The organism is Sphingomonas gellani, assembly GCF_900110035.1.
Taxonomy (GTDB): domain Bacteria; phylum Pseudomonadota; class Alphaproteobacteria; order Sphingomonadales; family Sphingomonadaceae; genus Sphingomonas; species Sphingomonas gellani.
In genome coordinates, this window is record NZ_FOCF01000005.1 from 144,601 (window position 1) to 160,880 (window position 16,280).

14 protein-coding genes are annotated in these 16,280 nt (G+C 64.7%); all 14 read right to left on the bottom strand.

All coding sequences use genetic code 11. The features are described from left to right. Positions 1-4: 4 nt before the first annotated feature. On the bottom strand, positions 5-1,642 hold the full coding sequence (locus BMX37_RS11040; protein WP_093665804.1) for a ribonuclease J: 1,638 nt from the start codon (positions 1,640-1,642) through the stop codon (positions 5-7). Positions 1,643-1,699: 57 nt separating this feature from the next. Further along, complete coding sequence (locus BMX37_RS11045) at positions 1,700-2,485, bottom strand: type III pantothenate kinase (protein ID WP_093665805.1); 786 nt, start codon at positions 2,483-2,485, stop codon at positions 1,700-1,702. Between the two features lie 9 nt (positions 2,486-2,494). Beyond that, on the bottom strand, positions 2,495-3,211 hold the full coding sequence (locus BMX37_RS11050; RefSeq protein WP_093665997.1) for a biotin--[acetyl-CoA-carboxylase] ligase: 717 nt from the start codon (positions 3,209-3,211) through the stop codon (positions 2,495-2,497). 2 nt (positions 3,212-3,213) lie between these two features. After that, the gene (gene nuoN / locus BMX37_RS11055; RefSeq protein ID WP_093665806.1) at positions 3,214-4,659 is read right to left on the bottom strand and encodes an NADH-quinone oxidoreductase subunit NuoN; all 1,446 of its coding nucleotides are present in this window, start codon (positions 4,657-4,659) and stop codon (positions 3,214-3,216) included. Continuing rightward, positions 4,656-6,185, bottom strand: coding sequence for an NADH-quinone oxidoreductase subunit M (locus tag BMX37_RS11060; RefSeq protein ID WP_093665807.1), 1,530 nt, complete (start codon positions 6,183-6,185; stop codon positions 4,656-4,658). Before BMX37_RS11060 ends, nuoN begins: the two co-directional genes overlap by 4 nt. A 7-nt stretch (positions 6,186-6,192) precedes the next feature. Continuing rightward, positions 6,193-8,313 carry an NADH-quinone oxidoreductase subunit L gene (gene nuoL, locus BMX37_RS11065; protein ID WP_093665808.1) on the bottom strand — a complete coding sequence of 707 codons (2,121 nt, stop codon included), beginning with the start codon at positions 8,311-8,313 and terminating at the stop codon, positions 6,193-6,195. Positions 8,314-8,320: 7 nt separating this feature from the next. Beyond that, positions 8,321-8,626 carry an NADH-quinone oxidoreductase subunit NuoK gene (nuoK, locus tag BMX37_RS11070; RefSeq protein ID WP_093665809.1) on the bottom strand — a complete coding sequence of 102 codons (306 nt, stop codon included), beginning with the start codon at positions 8,624-8,626 and terminating at the stop codon, positions 8,321-8,323. Then, positions 8,623-9,234, bottom strand: a complete 612-nt coding sequence (locus tag BMX37_RS11075; protein ID WP_093665810.1) for an NADH-quinone oxidoreductase subunit J — start codon at positions 9,232-9,234, stop codon at positions 8,623-8,625. Before BMX37_RS11075 ends, nuoK begins: the two co-directional genes overlap by 4 nt. A gap of 101 nt (positions 9,235-9,335) precedes the next feature. Beyond that, the gene (nuoI, locus tag BMX37_RS11080) at positions 9,336-9,824 is read right to left on the bottom strand and encodes an NADH-quinone oxidoreductase subunit NuoI (protein ID WP_170841954.1); all 489 of its coding nucleotides are present in this window, start codon (positions 9,822-9,824) and stop codon (positions 9,336-9,338) included. A 121-nt stretch (positions 9,825-9,945) separates the two neighbouring features. Further along, entirely contained in the window at positions 9,946-11,049 is a 1,104-nt protein-coding gene (gene nuoH / locus BMX37_RS11085; RefSeq protein ID WP_093665812.1) for an NADH-quinone oxidoreductase subunit NuoH, read from the bottom strand. Then, the gene (nuoG, locus tag BMX37_RS11090) at positions 11,046-13,040 is read right to left on the bottom strand and encodes an NADH-quinone oxidoreductase subunit NuoG (protein WP_093665813.1); all 1,995 of its coding nucleotides are present in this window, start codon (positions 13,038-13,040) and stop codon (positions 11,046-11,048) included. Before nuoG ends, nuoH begins: the two co-directional genes overlap by 4 nt. Beyond that, positions 13,040-14,353 carry an NADH-quinone oxidoreductase subunit NuoF gene (nuoF, locus tag BMX37_RS11095; RefSeq protein ID WP_093665814.1) on the bottom strand — a complete coding sequence of 438 codons (1,314 nt, stop codon included), beginning with the start codon at positions 14,351-14,353 and terminating at the stop codon, positions 13,040-13,042. Before nuoF ends, nuoG begins: the two co-directional genes overlap by 1 nt. Beyond that, positions 14,343-15,026, bottom strand: a complete 684-nt coding sequence (locus BMX37_RS11100) for a complex I 24 kDa subunit family protein (protein WP_093665815.1) — start codon at positions 15,024-15,026, stop codon at positions 14,343-14,345. Before BMX37_RS11100 ends, nuoF begins: the two co-directional genes overlap by 11 nt. After that, complete coding sequence (locus BMX37_RS11105; protein WP_093665998.1) at positions 15,026-16,261, bottom strand: NADH-quinone oxidoreductase subunit D; 1,236 nt, start codon at positions 16,259-16,261, stop codon at positions 15,026-15,028. Before BMX37_RS11105 ends, BMX37_RS11100 begins: the two co-directional genes overlap by 1 nt. Positions 16,262-16,280 lie beyond the last annotated feature (19 nt).

A 16,280-nucleotide genomic window follows, 5' to 3' on the forward strand; every position in this document is an offset into this window, starting at 1 on the left:
CCGCTTACCCCTCGATCAGCAACACGTCCACGACCGGCTTCTTGCCCGTCCAGCGCGTCGCAGCCCGCCGGACCGCCAGCCGAATGTCCTCTCGCAGCCGTTCGCCCTTGTTGCGGCCCTTCACCGCCTCGATCGTGGCATCCACTGCGTCCGCGATGAAGGCGTCGCGATCCTCTTCCACGGGTACGCCTTGCACGCGAACCTGTGGTCGCCCGATCATGCGCCCTTCACGCCCCAGCGCGACAGCCACCGACACTTGGCCATTCACCGCCAGCTTGCGCCGCTCGTTCATGGTCGCACCGTTGGAAGGCAGGATCACATCGCCATCCAGCACCAGCCGGCCGATCGGCGCATGCCCGATCTTTTGCGCGGCACCGGGCGCCAGCCGGACGATCTCTCCATTGCTCTGCGCCAGCGCGGCCGGCACACCCTGGCTGACCGCGAAGCGGGCATGTTCGGTCAGGTGGCGTACTTCCCCGTGCACCGGCAGCACCAGATCGGGGCGGATCCAGCGATACATCTCCGCCAACTCGGGACGTCCGGGGTGGCCGGACACATGAACATGCGCCTGCCGCTCGGTCACCATGATCACGCCCTTGGCAGCTAGCGTGTTCTGGATGCGTCCGATCGCAACCTCGTTCCCGGGAATCTGGCGCGACGAGAAGACCACCGTGTCGCCCGCATCCAGCTTGATCGCATGGCTGCCGTCAGCGACGCGAGCCAGCGCGGCGCGCGGCTCGCCCTGCCCTCCGGTGGCCACGATCAGCACCTCGTTGCGCGGCAGCCGCATCGCCGCGTCGAAATCCACCGTTTCCGGGAAGTCGGTCAGGTAGCCGCACTGCCGCGCCACGCGCAGGATGCGATCCAGCGATCGTCCCGCCACGCACAGCTTGCGCCCCGTCTCTCGCGCCACGTCACCCAGCGTCGACAACCGCGCGGCGTTGGAGGCGAAGGTCGTGACAAGCACCCGGCCACGCGCCGCGGCGACCGTGTCGATCAGACCCTGCCGCACATCGCCCTCTGACCCGGACGCCTGCGGATTGAACACGTTGGTCGAATCGCACACCAGCACGTCGACACCGGTATCCCCGATCGCGGTCAGCTGTTCCCCAGTCGCCGGATTGCCGATCACGGGCGTCGCGTCGATCTTCCAGTCGCCGGTGTGGAACACGCGCGTGTCTTCCGTCTCGATCAACAGGGCGTTCGCCTCCGGGATCGAGTGCGACAGCGGCACGAAGGTGAAGTTGAACGGCCCCACCGCGAACCGCCGCCCCGGATCGACCATCTTCAACTCGACGGCGTTCGCGATCCGCTCCTCTTCCAGCTTGCCCCGGACCAGCCCGGCCGTGAACGGCGTGGCATAGATGGGCACACCCAGATCTTCGGCCAGATACGGCAGTGCGCCGATATGATCCTCGTGCCCGTGCGTCAGGACGATGCCGACCAAGTCGTCCAACCGATCCTCGATGAACGACAGATCGGGTAGGATCACGTCGACGCCCGGGTAATGGGGATCGGCAAAGGTGATGCCGCAATCCACCATCACCCACTTGCCGCGCGTGCCGTACAGATTGACGTTCATGCCGATCTCGCCCGACCCGCCGAGCGCGACGAACAACAGTTCCTGATTGGAGGGAGTCATGAAATTCCTTGAAGAGTCGAACCGATGCCGAAAGCATCTGCCCGCGCGCCGATGCGCCTAGTGTCGGATATGGGCGCGATGCCACAGCATCGCCAGCCCCTTGATGGTCAGGTCCGGCTCGATCGCGTCGAACACGGCGGTGTTGGGCTCGAACAGGGTCGCCAGGCCGCCCGTGGCGATCACCTTCGCCGGGCGTCCGATCTCCGCCTTCAGTCGCGCGACCAGGCCCTCGATCATCGCGACATAGCCCCAATAGATGCCGATGTTCATCTGGGTCACCGTGTTGCGCCCGATCACCGTCCCGTCCCTTGGCGGGGCCTCGATCGCGATGCGGGGCAGCTTGGCGGCCGCCGTCACCAGCGCATCCAGCGACAGGTTGATGCCGGGCGCGATGATGCCGCCCTTGTACGTGCCCGAAAAGTCGCTGACGTCGAATGTCGTCGCCGTGCCGAAATCCACGACGATCAGGTCGCCCGGATGCAGCGCATGCGCCGCCACCGTGTTGACGGCGCGATCGGCACCCAGTGACGAGGGTTCCTCGACGTCGATGGTGATGCCCCATTCGACCGGCGGCTGCCCCGCGATCAGCGCCTCGGTGTTGAAATACTTCGCGCTCAGCACCTGCAGGTTGTGGAGCGCACGCGGAACCACAGTCGCCACGATCACGCCGGTGACATCCTCACGACGAAAACCTTGAAGCGCGAACAACTGGTGCAGCCAGACCGCATATTCGTCCGCGGTCCGGCGCGGGTCCGTGGCGATGCGCCATCGCCCGACGATCTCGGTCCCTTGCAGCAGGGCGAACACAACATTGGTGTTGCCGGCGTCGATCGCTAGCAGCATTCCGCCTCCCTACAGGTGAAAGACATCGCCGGCGTGGATGACACGCCGCTCGCCCGACGCCAAGCGCAGCAGCAACGCTCCGTCGTCGGCCAGTCCGTCGAACAGCCCGTCCAGGACCTCGCCATCCGGCGATCGTACCGTCAGGCCGGTGCCGATCGGGTGCGCCCGTGCGAGCCACCTTTGACGAACCGCCCCTAGCCCCTCGACCCGCCAGCGTTGCAGCCAGCGCGCAAAGCTGTCTCCAAGCACCTCCAGGAACACATCGGGTTCTACCGGCACACCAACTGCTGTCAGGCTGGTGGTCCGTCGACCGGCCAAGTCGGGATGATGGTGGAGATTGACGCCGAAACCCACCACGACCGCCGGCCCCTGTCGCTCAAGCAGGATACCCGACAGCTTGGCGCCATCGATCAACAGATCGTTCGGCCATTTCAGCCAGCGCTGGACAGTCGATCCGCTCCGGTCGAGGAAGACACCCACAGCGTCGTCCAGGGCAACGGCCGCTATCAGTGCCAGACCGGACGCGGCCGGGTCGGTCGGACGCATCCGCACGACCGTGCTGACGTACAGGTTGCCGGCAGGAGAGAGCCAGTTGCGCCCCTCCCGCCCGCGCCCCGCGTGCTGACGCTCGGCACGCAACCAGACACCCTCGTCGACGGCGCCGTCCACCGCCAGTACCAAGAGATCAGCGTTGGTCGATCCCGTCTCGGCGACCGTCCGGATAATCGTCAGAACAGCGCCCGCGCCGCGTGCAGGGTCCACATGCCGAGCGGCGCCAGCAACAGCCAGCCGAGCGGTGACACGAACGCCGCGCTCAGCGCGATCAGTCCGCCCTCCACGACGTTATCCTGCCGCTCGAAAGCGGGCGCCGGCTCGTCGAAATACATGACCTTGACGACGCGCAGATAATAATAGGCGCCGATCACCGAAGCAGCGAAACCGATCACCGCGAGCGGGAACAGCCCGGCCTGCACCGCGGCGTCGAACACCGCCAGTTTGGCGTTGAAGCCCAGCAATGGTGGAATACCAGCCAGCGAGAACATGAACATCGCCATCGCCAGCGCCAGACCTGGCCGGGTCCGCGACAGGCCCGACAAGCTGGCCAGCGTCTCCACCGGCTGACCCGCGCCGTCGCGCATCTGCACGACCACCAGGAAGCTGCCCAATGTCATGACGACGTAGATGGTCAGGTACACCAGCACCGCCGACACGCCCTGCGCCGTACCGGCCGCGAGACCGACGAGCGCGAAACCGACATTGTTGATCGAGCTGTATGCCAACAGACGCTTGATGTTCGTCTGCCCGATCGCCGCCACCGCGCCGAGGATGATCGAGGCCAGGGCCGCGAAGATCACGATCTGGCGCCACTGATCGACCGCGGGCCCCATCGCACCGACCGACACGCGGATCGCCATAGCCATCGCCGCAACCTTCGGCGCGGATGCGAAGAACGCGGTGACGGGTGTCGGCGCGCCTTCATACACGTCCGGCGTCCACATGTGGAACGGGACGGCTGAAATCTTGAAGGCGATGCCTGCGAACACGAACACCAGCCCGAACAGCAATCCCGTGGACCGCGCCCCGGCGTACGCCGTGCCGATCCCGCTGAACAAGGTCGTGCCGGTAAAGCCGTAAACCAGGCTAACGCCGTAGAGCAGGATGCCGCTGGCCAGCGCGCCGAGCACGAAATACTTCAGGCCAGCCTCGGCCGACCGGCCATCACGCCGCATGAAGCTCGCGAGCACGTACGCTGCAAGGCTCTGCAGCTCCAACCCGACATACAGGGTCAGCAGGTCGCCTGCCGACGCCATCATGCCCATGCCAGCCGCCGACAACAGGATCAGCACCGGATATTCCGGCCGCAGGTCGTCACCGCTTGTCCGGGCGAAGAACGCCGGCGCCATCACGATGGCAATGGCCGACGCCAGATAGATCAGGACCTTGCAGAAGGCGGAGAACGCATCGGCGCGGAACAGCCCGCCAAAGGCGTTGCCGCCGTACGATGCCGGCCCGGTAAGCGCGATGCCCGCGCCCACCAGGACGAAAACCGATGCAATCGACACCAGCCGCGTCGACTGCTGTCCACCCCAAGCGGCCACCAGCATCAGGAGGATGGCGGATACCGAGAGGATCTCCTCCGGCAGAACCATCGCGAAATCGGCGGCCATGCTCATTCGTGCGTCTCTGCCCGCGCGGCGGGGATCAGGCCGGGTTTGCCGGCGGTCGGGTTGGAATCGCTATGCGGCGTCGCACGCTCGATACGGGCGAGCAGCCGACCGACATCGTTGCGCATCGGCGCCAGGAAGCTCTCGGGATAGACGCCCATCCACAGCACCACCGCCGCGATCGGCGCCAGCAGCCACAGCTCACGCGAGGACAGGTCCGGCATCGCCCGAACCTCTTCCGACTTGATCTCGCCGTAAGCGACGCGCCGGTACAGATACAGGGCGTACGCCGCGCCGAGGATGATGCCCGTCGTGCAGATCAGCGCGGCCCAGGTCGAGACGCGGTACGTGCCCATCAGGCTGAGGAACTCGCCCACGAAGCCGCTGGTCCCCGGCAAACCGATCGACGCCATGGTGAACAGCAGGAAGAACAGCGCATAGCGAGGCATGTTGATGCTGAGGCCACCATACCGCGCGATCTCGCGGGTGTGCAGCCGGTCGTAGATGACGCCCACGCACAGGAATAGGGCGCCCGACACCAACCCGTGGCTGAGCATCACGATCATCGCGCCCTCGATACCCTGCCGATTGAAGGCGAACAGGCCGACGGTCACGATCGCCATGTGCGCCACCGATGAATAAGCGATCAGCTTCTTCATGTCCGACTGCACCAGCGCCACAAGGCTGGTGTACACCACCGCCACCGCCGACAGGGCGAAGATCAGCCACGTCAGCTGTCCCGACGCCTCCGGGAACATCGGCAGGCTGAAGCGCAGGAAACCATAGCCGCCAAGCTTCAGCAGAACGCCCGCCAGGATCACCGAGCCGGCCGTCGGCGCCTGAACGTGCGCGTCCGGCAGCCAGGTGTGCACCGGCCACATCGGCATCTTCACCGCAAACGATGCGAAGAAGGCGAGCCACAACCATGTCTGGACATGCGCCGGGAAGTCGTAGGCCATCAGCGCCGGGATGCTGGTCGTGCCGGCGGTCTGCGACATGTACAGCATCGCCACCAGCATCAGAACGGAACCGAGCAGCGTGTACAGGAAGAACTTGTACGACGCGTAGATCCGGTTGGCCCCGCCCCAGATGCCGATGATCAGGTACATCGGGATCAGCCCGGCCTCGAAGAACACGTAGAACAGGAGCAGGTCCTGTGCGGCGAAGGTGCCGATCATCAGCACCTCCGTGAACAGGAACGCCGCCATGTACTCTGGCACGCGCTCCGTCACCGAACGCCAGCTCGCACCGATGCAGATGGGCATCAGGAACACGCTGAGCATGATCAGCATCAGCGCGAAGCCGTCGATGCCCAACGCCCAGCCGAACCGGCCGAAGATCGGGGCGCTCTCGACGAACTGCCACTGCGCCCCGCCGATGTCGTAATTTGCCCAGAGCAGCACGCCCAGCGCGAGATCGATCAGCGTCGCAGCCAGTGCGACGAGGCGAGCGGTCTGCGCCGGCAAGAACAAACACGCCAGCGCGCCGATAGCCGGAACCGCCAGCATGACGGAAAGGATGGGAAAGCCTTGCATCACCCGATCACCGCGCAATGGCCCAGGTGACCGCGGCGGTCAGCCCGATCAGCATGACGAAAGCATAGGTATAGACATATCCTGACTGGAGCCGAGCCGCTGCCCGGCTGCCGACCTGTACCAGGAAGGCGGAGCCGTTCGGGCCGAAGCGATCGATCGTCTTCTCGTCGCCGCGATGCCACAGCAACCTGCCGATGGCGAACGCCGGACGTACGAAGATGAGGTTGTACAGCTCGTCGAAGTACCATTTGTGGAGAAACCAGCGGTACAACAGCGGCAGCTGGTTCGCGACGGCCTTCGGCGTCTCTGGCGAGCGGATATAGGCGTACCACGCGGTCAGCAGGCCGAGCAGCATCGCGATCGTCGCCGACAGCTTCACCGGCACCGGAACCTCGTGCATTGCGTGCATCAGGTGTTCGCGGAACGCGATCACACCCTTCCAATAGGTTTCGCCCGACGTCGGCTCGATGAAATAGCCGTGGAACACGAAACCGGCTGCCACCGCACCGATCGACAGGACGATCAGCGGGATCAGCATCGGCAACGGGCTCTCATGCGGATGATAGCCGCCGGTCCCGGCAGGCAGATCCTGCTGAGACGGGCCATGCTCCGACGGCCGGTCCCCGCCGTCCTCCGCCTGCGCCGGATTGCCGTGCGCCTCGTCGGCATGGTGTGCGTCGTGACCGTGCCCGTGTGCATCGTGCCCGTGCGCATCGTGCAGCGCATGCTGGATGTGCTCCGACGCGGTCCAACGCGGCGTACCCCAAAAGGTCAGGAACATCAGGCGCCACGAGTAGAAGCTGGTGATCGCGGCAACCAGTACGCCGACGAACCACACGCCGGTCTCGTTCGCCGCCCAGCCTGCCTCGATGATGGCGTCCTTGGAGTGGAAGCCAGCAAAGCCGATACCCAACGGGTTCCCGAAAACGGCCGGGATGCCCACGCCGGTGATCGCCAGCGTGCCAAGCATCATCGCCCAAAAAGTGACCGGGATGCTTTTCCGCAGCCCGCCATAGTAACGCATGTCCTGCTCATGATGCATGGCATGGATCACCGATCCCGCGCCCAGGAACAGCAACGCCTTGAAGAAGGCGTGCGTGAACAGGTGGAACATCGCCGCGCCATAGGCACCGACACCGGCCGCGAAGAACATGTAACCGAGTTGCGAGCAGGTAGAATAGGCGATCACCCGCTTGATATCGGTCTGAACCATGCCGCACGTCGCGGCGAACAGACAGGTCGCCGCGCCGACGAACTTCACCACGTCCAGCGCTGCCGGGCTGACCTCGAACATCGGTGAGAGGCGGCACACCATGAACACGCCGGCGGTCACCATCGTCGCTGCATGGATCAGCGCCGAGACGGGCGTCGGTCCCTCCATCGCGTCCGGCAACCAGGTATGCAGGCCGAGCTGAGCAGACTTGCCCATCGCGCCAACGAACAGCAGCAGGCACAGCACCGTCATGGTGTCGGCACGGAACCACAGAAACCCGATCGTCGATCCCGCATGAGCAGGCGCGGCGGCCAGGATCGCTGGAATTGACACCGTGCCGAACACCAGGAAAGTGCCGAAGATTCCGAGCATGAAGCCCAGATCGCCGACGCGATTGACCACGAACGCCTTGATCGCGGCGGCGTTGGCGCTGGGCTTACGAAACCAGAACCCGATCAGCAGGTACGACGCCAGTCCAACGCCTTCCCAGCCGAAGAACATCTGCACCAGCGTATCAGCCGTGACCAGCATCAGCATCGCGAAGGTGAACAGCGACAGGTATGCGAAGAAGCGCGGCTGGTCCGGATCCTCGCTCATATAGCCCCAGCTATACAGGTGGACCAATGCGGACACGCTGGTGATGACGACCAGCATCACCGCCGTCAGCGCGTCGACGCGGAGCGCCCAGGCGGCGTTCATGTCGCCGGAATGAATCCACTCCAGCACCGGCACGACCGTGGCGCTGTTTGCGCCCGACAGAAACCCAACGAAGATCGGCCAGGACAGCGCGCACGACAAGAACAGAGCGCCCGTAGTGACCGCCTTGGCCGGCACGAAGCCGATCGCCTTGTTGCCCAGACCTGCGACAATCGCAGCCAGCAACGGCAGGAAAACGATGAACAGGATCGACGTCACCGACTTGTTACCCCTTCATCCGGTTGACGTCGTCGACCGCGATGGTGCCCCGGCCCCGGAAATAGATCACCAGAATGGCCAGGCCGATCGCCGCCTCGCCTGCGGCCACAGTCAGCACGAACATCGCGAACACCTGCCCGACCAGATCATGCAGATACGCGGCAAAGGCGACTAGGTTGATGTTGACGGCCAGCAGGATCAACTCGATCGCCATCAGGATGACGATCAGGTTCTTCCGGTTCAGGAAGATGCCCAGCACGCCCAGCGTGAACAGGATCGCCGCGACGACCAGATAATGCGTCAGTCCGATCACAGCTGAACCCCCTGCCCGACCGGCTGATCGACGTTGCGGACCGCGTCCTGCGGGCGACGCGCGTTCTGGCGGGAAATGTTTTGGTAGCGCGTACCCCCACGCTCGCGATGGGTCAGCACGATCGCCCCGATCATCGCGACCAGCAGGACCAGTCCGGCTGCCTCGAAGATGAAGAGGTAGCGAGTGTACAGCAGCTGTCCGATCGCCGCGATGTTCGGCACCGCCGGGTCGATCGGCGCGGCCCGCCGGCTGAGATCGATCTGACCCGCGCTCCACGCGCCGACCGCCACCATGACCTCCGCCGCCAGTGCAACCGCCAGCGCCAGACCGATGCCGAAATAGCGCGCTACGCCGGCCCGCATTTCCGCGAAGTCGATGTCGAGCATCATGACGACAAAGAGGAACAGCACCGCCACCGCGCCGACATAGACGATGACCAGCAGCATCGCGATGAACTCGGCGCCGACCAGCACCATCAGGCCCGCCGCGTTGAAGAACGCGAGGATGAGCCACATCACCGAATGGACGGGGTTCCGCGACGCGATCGTCATCACCGCCGAAACGATGACCACGGCCGCGAAGAGGTAAAAGGCAATGGCCTGGATCAAGACCGGTCCCTGTTGTTCTCACCCCGACACGCCGCCGGGGTCCAGCCCTAGATTCTGCCCGGCCCCGTTTCGGAGGCCGGCCAAGCGATTAATCGGCGCGCTTAACGGTACGGCGCATCCGCGGCAAGGTTCTGCGCGAGCACGGCTTCCCAACGATCGCCGTTATCGAGCAATTTCTGCTTGTTGTAGATCAGCTCCTCGCGCGTTTCGGTCGCGAATTCGTAGTTCGGCCCCTCGACGATCGCATCCACCGGGCATGCCTCCTGGCACAATCCGCAATAGATGCACTTGGTCATGTCGATGTCGTAGCGGGTCGTGCGACGGCTGCCATCATCACGCGGCTCCGCCTCAATCGTGATCGCCTGTGCCGGGCATACCGCCTCGCACAGCTTGCACGCGATGCAGCGTTCCTCGCCATTGGGATACCGGCGCAGCGCATGCTCACCCCGAAAGCGGGGGCTGACGGGATTGCGCTCATACGGATAGTTGATCGTCGCCTTGGGCTTGAAGAAATAGCGCAGCGTTAGCGCGTGCGCCTTCACGAACTCCCAAAGCGTAAACGACTTGACCAGCTGACCTACCGTCACGATCCGAACCCCATTACCCGATCGATCGCCACGACCGTCAAACCCAAGATCACGCCAGCGAGCGCCCGGCGCATCAACGCGCGATGGCCGCTGCCGACCCGCGTCAGAAAACCCGTCGCCACGCTCACGAACGACCCGCCGGCGTCGCCGTCATCGCGACCGGCTGAAGCGGTGCTCCAGAGGTGCCGACCCGGTCCAGCATCAACACGCCCGACACCAGGAAGACCCACAACAGCGACAGCGGCAGGAATACCTTCCATCCCAGACGCATCAGTTGGTCGTACCGGTACCTCGGCACCGTCGCCTTCACCCAGCTGAACACGAAGAAGAAGAACAGCATCTTCCCAAACAGCCAGATGATCCCTGGCACCCAGTAGAGCGGCGCCCAGTCGACCGGGGGCAGCCATCCGCCCCAGAACAGCGTCGCATTCAGCACGCACATCAGGATGACGTTGGCGTACTCACCCAGCCAGAACAGCGCAAAGCTCATCGAACTGTATTCGGTCTGATAGCCGGCAACCAGTTCCGACTCCGCCTCGGTCAGGTCAAATGGCGCGCGCTGAGTCTCGGCCATGGACGAGATCAGGAACACGACCGCCATCGGAAACAGCAGCGGGTTGAAGCCGAAGCCGTTCAGGTGGACGCCGAACAGGTTCTGCTGTGCCAGCACGATGTGCGACAGGTTGAAGCTGCCGGCCCACAGAACGACCGTGATCAATACGAAGCCGATCGCGACCTCGTAGCTGACCATCTGTGCCGCGGCGCGAAGCGCGGAGTAGAATGGGTATTTGGAGTTGGACGACCAGCCCGACAGGATGATCCCGTACACACCCAGCGACGACGCCGCGAGGATGTAGAGCAGACCGACGTTGATGTCGGCCAAGACAACCCCGGCCTGGAACGGGATCACCGCCCACACGATCAGTGCCACCGTAAAGGTGATGATCGGCGCGAGCAGGAACAGCGCCCGGTTGGCTGCCGACGGGATGATCGTTTCCTGCAGGAAGACCTTCAGGCCGTCGGCGAAGCTCTGCAGCAGGCCGAATGGGCCGACGACGTTGGGACCGCGGCGCAGCGCCATCGCCGCCCAGATCTTGCGATCGGCATAGATGATCATCGCCACCGCCAGCATCAGCGGCAAGGCGATCACGAGGATGCCGACGATCGTTGCGACGAACCATGCCCACCCATAAGGCAGGCCGACCGTGTTCTGGAAGAAGCCGGTCATTCCGCCGCCTCCGCGAAGTCCTGTCCGTGGACAAGTTCGGCTGAACAGCGCTGCATAGTCGGGCTCGCGCGACAGATCGCGTTGGTCAGATAGAAGTCCTTGATCGGATAGCCCGCTATCGTACCCGACGCAGAGCCGCCAACCGCGGGCATGGTCCAGTCATATTGGGCAAGACCCTGGTGGCGCAGCGCCGGAACCGCCGCGAACATCTCCTCGCGCAGCCCCGCCAGGCTGTCGAACGGAAGCGTGCAGCCAAGCACGTCCGACATGGCGCGGAAGATGCTCCAGTCCTCGCGCGCGTCGCCTGGCGCGAACACCGCGCGCTCGCCGCGCTGCACCCGCCCCTCCAGATTGACGTACGTGCCGGACTTTTCCGCATAGCTCACGCCCGGCAAAACCACGTCGGCGTGATGCGCGCCGGCATCGCCATGATGCCCGACATAGACCTTGAAGCCGGTAAAGCGGGTATAGTCCACCTCATCCGCCCCGAGGAAAAAGGTCAGCTTGGCGTCGTGCAGGTCCGCGATGCCGCCCTTCGCCGCATAGCCCAGCATCAGCCCGCCCATACGCGCCGCAGCCATGTGCACCACGTTGAAGCCGTTCCAGCCGTCCTTGATCAGGCCCAACGCCGCCACCAGCCCCAGCGCGGCACCATGGCCCCCCTTCAGCGCGGCACCACCGACGATCACCATCGGCCGCTCCGCACCACCAAAGGCGTCACGCACGGCCTGGGGCAGATCGTTCAGCAGCGACAGGTCGTCGCCAAGCCACTCGGCCTTGTAGGTCAGCTCCGTTTCTGGGCCGATCGCAAAGACCTTGGCACCCTTCTTGATCGCCTTGCGCACGCGGGTGTTCACCAGCGGCGCTTCCCAGCGCAGGTTGGTGCCGACGAGCAGGATCGCGTCCGCCCGCTCGGTGCCCGCGATCGTGGTGTTGAAGTTCACCGCCGCCAGGCTGGACGTGTCATAGTCCATGCCGGTCTGGCGCCCTTCGAACCGATCGCCGCCCAAGGCGCGAACCAGCGCCTTGGCCGCATACATCGTTTCGCAATCGACCAGATCGCCCGCGACCGCCGCGACGCTGCAGCCATGATCGACCGCCGCGATCGCGCGGAATGCCTCGTCCCAGCTGACCGGAACGAGCTTCCCGCCCTGACGCACATAGGGGCGGTCAAGCCGACGACGAACGAGCCCGTCGACCGCGTGGCGCGTCTTGTCGTGCGCCCATTCCTCGTTCACGTCCTCGTTGATGCGAGGAACGCAGCGCAGAACCTGACGCCCACGGCTGTCGAGGCGGATGTTCGTGCCGACCGCATCCATGACGTCGATGGTCAGCGTTTTCTTCAATTCCCAGGGCCGCGCCTCATAGGCGTAGGGCTTGCTGGTCAGCGCACCGACCGGGCACAGGTCGACGACGTTGCCAGACAGCTCGCTGGTCACCGCCTCTTCCAGATAGGACGTGATCTGCATGTTCTCGCCGCGATAGATCGCGCCGATCTCCTCCACACCCGCGACCTCTTCGGCGAAACGGACGCAGCGGGTGCACTGGATGCAACGGGTCATGATCGTCTTGACGATCGGACCCATGTACTTCTCGGTCACCGCGCGCTTGTTTTCGGCATAGCGGCTGTGCCCACGGCCATAGGCGACAGACTGATCCTGCAGGTCACACTCGCCGCCCTGATCGCAGATCGGGCAGTCGAGCGGATGGTTGATGAGCAGGAATTCCATGATGCCCTCACGGGCGTTCTTCACCATCGGCGTGGTGGTGAAGACTTCCTGGTTGTCCGCAGCCGGCAGCGCGCACGACGCCTGCGGCTTTGGCGGACCAGGCTTCACCTCGACCAGGCACATGCGGCAATTGCCCGCGATCGACAGCCGCTCGTGATAGCAGAAGCGCGGGATTTCCTTCCCCGCCGCCTCGCATGCCTGAAGGACCGTGGCGCCCTGCGGCACCTCGACCTCGATCCCGTCTACCTTCAGCTTGGGCATTACTCAGCCGCTTCCTGCATGGGGGCCATGCCGCCGCCCAGTCCGTTGCCACGTTCGGTGATCCGCCGCTCCAGCTCGGGGCGGAAATGCCGGATCAGGCCCTGGATCGGCCATGCGGCCGCATCGCCCAGCGCGCAGATTGAGTGGCCCTCGACCTGCTTGGTCACCTGCTGCAACATGTCGATCTCGCCGATGTCGGCCTCGCCGGTGCGCAGCCGCTCCATCACCCGCCACATCCAGCCGGTGCCTTCGCGGCACGGCGTGCACTGGCCGCAGCTTTCATGCTTGTAGAAATAGCTGATGCGGCTGATCGCGCGGACCACATCGGTGGACTTGTCCATGACGATGATCGCGGCCGTGCCAAGGCCGGAGCCGACCGCCTTGAGGCCATCGAAGTCCATCGCGCAATCGATGATCTGCGCTGCCGGCACCAGCGGCACCGACGATCCGCCAGGAATCACCGCGAGCAGATTGTCCCAGCCACCCCGGATGCCGCCGCAATGCGTCTCGATCAGCTCGCGGAAGCTGATGCTCATGGCCTCCTCGACCACGCACGGCTTGTTCACGTGCCCGCTGATCTGGAACAGCTTTGTACCCTTGTTGTTCTCCGCACCGAAGCTGGAGAACCACTCGGCACCGCGCCTCAGGATCGTCGGCGCGACCGCGATCGACTCGACGTTGTTGACGGTGGTCGGACATCCGTACAGCCCGGCGCCGGCCGGAAACGGCGGCTTCAGGCGCGGCTGCCCCTTTTTGCCCTCCAGGCTTTCCAGCATCGCGGTTTCTTCGCCGCAGATATACGCGCCGGCACCCCGGTGGACGAACACGTCGAAGTCGTAGCCCGAACCGCAGGCGTTCTTGCCGATCAGGCCGGCTTGGTACGCTTCCGCCACCGCCGCGAACAGCGTCTCGGCCTCGCGGATGTACTCACCGCGAATGTAGATGTACGCCGCCCGCGCCCGCATCGCGAAGCCGGCGACCAGCGCGCCCTCAATCAGCTTGTGCGGATCGTGGCGGATGATCTCGCGGTCCTTGCACGAACCCGGCTCGGACTCGTCGGCGTTGATGACCAGGAAGTTGGGCCGGTCCGGCTTCGGCTCCTTGGGCATGAACGACCATTTGGTGCCGGTCGGGAACCCCGCCCCGCCCCGCCCGCGCAGACCCGACGCCTTGACGACGTCGATGATCTTGTCCTGGCCCAGCTCCAGCAGCGCCTTGGTGTTGTCCCAGTCGCCGCGCGCACGCGCCGCATCCAGGTTCCACGGCTGGAACCCGTACAAGTTGGTGAAGATGCGATCCTTGTCAGCCAGCATGGGCCGTGTTCCATTCACCCCGGTAATCGTGATTGTCCTGGACCATCGCGGTCAGCGTAGTCGGCCCCCCCGCCGGCTCGCTCGACCGGCGTCCCGTCTGCGATCCCGGCGTCGGCGTGTCGCCGCGCGCCAGCGCTTCCAGGATGCGGGTCGTGGAGTCGTAGTCCAGATCCTCGAAATTGTCGTCGTTGATCTGCATCATGGGCGCGTTGGAGCAATTGCCCATGCACTCCACCTCGGTCAGCGTGAACAGGCCATCCGGAGTCGTGCGGCCCTTGACCAACCCGTGGTTCTTGCAGGCCGCGAACACGTCGTCGCTGCCGCCCAGGACACACGGCGTCGTACCGCACACCTGCACGTGATAGCGCCCGACCGGAGCCAGGTTGAACATCGTGTAGAAGGTCGCGACCTCGTACACGCGGATGTACGGCACGCCGATCTGCCGCGCGACGAACTCGATCACCGGCACCGGCAACCAGCCCTGCGTACTCGTCTCAGCCCCGACCTGCCGCTGTGCGAGATCGAGCAACGGGATCGACGCCGACTGCTGACGCCCGGCCGGATAGCGCCCGATGACCTCGTTCGCCTTGCGCTGATTGTCGTCGGTCCAGGCGAACGCGCCCCAGCGCGCGCGGACTTCCGCCTCGTCGTGGATGTTGGGTGCGTCAGCCATCAGCGGTCACATTCACCAAAAACGATATCCATGGCGCCCAGGATGGCGGTGGTGTCCGCCAGCATGTGCCCGCGGCTCATGAAGTCCATCGCCTGCAGATGGCTGAAGGCAGTGGGACGTATCTTGCACCGGTACGGCTTGTTGCTGCCATCCGCGACCAGATACACGCCGAACTCGCCCTTGGGACTTTCCGTCGCGACATAGACCTCACCGGCGGGCACGTGGAATCCCTCGGTGTAGAGCTTGAAGTGATGGATCAGCGCTTCCATCGACTGCTTCATCTCCGCGCGCTTCGGCGGAACCACCTTGCGATCCAGCGAGGCGATCGGACCCTCGGGCATCTGCGCCAGGCACTGCTTCATGATCCGCGCGGACTGACGAACCTCCTCGACGCGCACCATGAACCGATCATAGCAGTCGCCGCGTGTTCCGACCGGCACGTCGAACTCCATGCGGTCGTAGACATCATAGGGCTGCGACTTGCGCAGGTCCCACGGGATGCCGGCGGCACGGATCATCGGTCCGGAAAAACCCCAGGCGATCGCGTCGTCGCGGCTGACCGTCGCGATATCCACGTTGCGCTGCTTGAAGATGCGGTTGTCGGCCACCAGGCTGATCGCATCCTCGAACAGGCGCGGCAGGCGCGTGTCGAGCCAATCGTCGATGTCGGTCAGCAGCTTCAGCGGCACGTCCTGATGCACACCGCCGGGCCGCATGTAATTGTGGTGCATGCGAGCGCCCGACGCCCGCTCGAAGAAGTTCATGCAATCTTCGCGGATCTCGAACAGCCACAGGTTCGGCGTCATCGCGCCGACATCCATGACATGGCTGCCCAGGTTCAGCATGTGATTGCAGATGCGCGTCAGTTCCGCGAAGAACACCCGCAAATACTGCGCCCGCACCGGCACCTCGATGTCGAGCAGCTTCTCCACCGCCAACACGAAGCTGTGCTCCATGCACATCGGCGAACAATAATCGAGCCGGTCGAAATACGGCAGCGCCTGCGCGTAGGTCTTCGCCTCGATCAGCTTTTCGGTGCCGCGGTGCAGCAGGCCGACATGCGGATCGATCCGCTCGATCAACTCGCCGTCCAGCTCCATGACCAGGCGCAGCACGCCGTGCGCCGCAGGGTGCTGCGGGCCGAAGTTGATCGTGTAGTTCTGGATCGTGACGTCGCCGGTGTCCGGGTGGGCCGCGCTGGTTTCACCCAGCAGCTCCTCGATATAAGGATCCATCGTGGTCGTGGCGGGCTCG

Bases quoted from the DNA above. Each gene is read 5' to 3' on its own strand.
- nuoG (WP_093665813.1), bottom strand. From the start codon at position 13,040: ATGCCCAAGCTGAAGGTAGACGGGATCGAGGTCGAGGTGCCGCAGGGC.
- BMX37_RS11045 (WP_093665805.1), bottom strand. From the start codon at position 2,485: ATGCTGCTAGCGATCGACGCCGGCAACACCAATGTTGTGTTCGCCCTG.
- BMX37_RS11100 (WP_093665815.1), bottom strand. From the start codon at position 15,026: ATGGCTGACGCACCCAACATCCACGACGAGGCGGAAGTCCGCGCGCGC.
- BMX37_RS11060 (WP_093665807.1), bottom strand. From the start codon at position 6,185: ATGCAAGGCTTTCCCATCCTTTCCGTCATGCTGGCGGTTCCGGCTATC.
- BMX37_RS11040 (WP_093665804.1), bottom strand. From the start codon at position 1,642: ATGACTCCCTCCAATCAGGAACTGTTGTTCGTCGCGCTCGGCGGGTCG.
- nuoH (WP_093665812.1), bottom strand. From the start codon at position 11,049: ATGACCGGCTTCTTCCAGAACACGGTCGGCCTGCCTTATGGGTGGGCA.
- nuoN (WP_093665806.1), bottom strand. From the start codon at position 4,659: ATGAGCATGGCCGCCGATTTCGCGATGGTTCTGCCGGAGGAGATCCTC.
- BMX37_RS11105 (WP_093665998.1), bottom strand. From the start codon at position 16,261: ATGGATCCTTATATCGAGGAGCTGCTGGGTGAAACCAGCGCGGCCCAC.
- nuoF (WP_093665814.1), bottom strand. From the start codon at position 14,353: ATGCTGGCTGACAAGGATCGCATCTTCACCAACTTGTACGGGTTCCAG.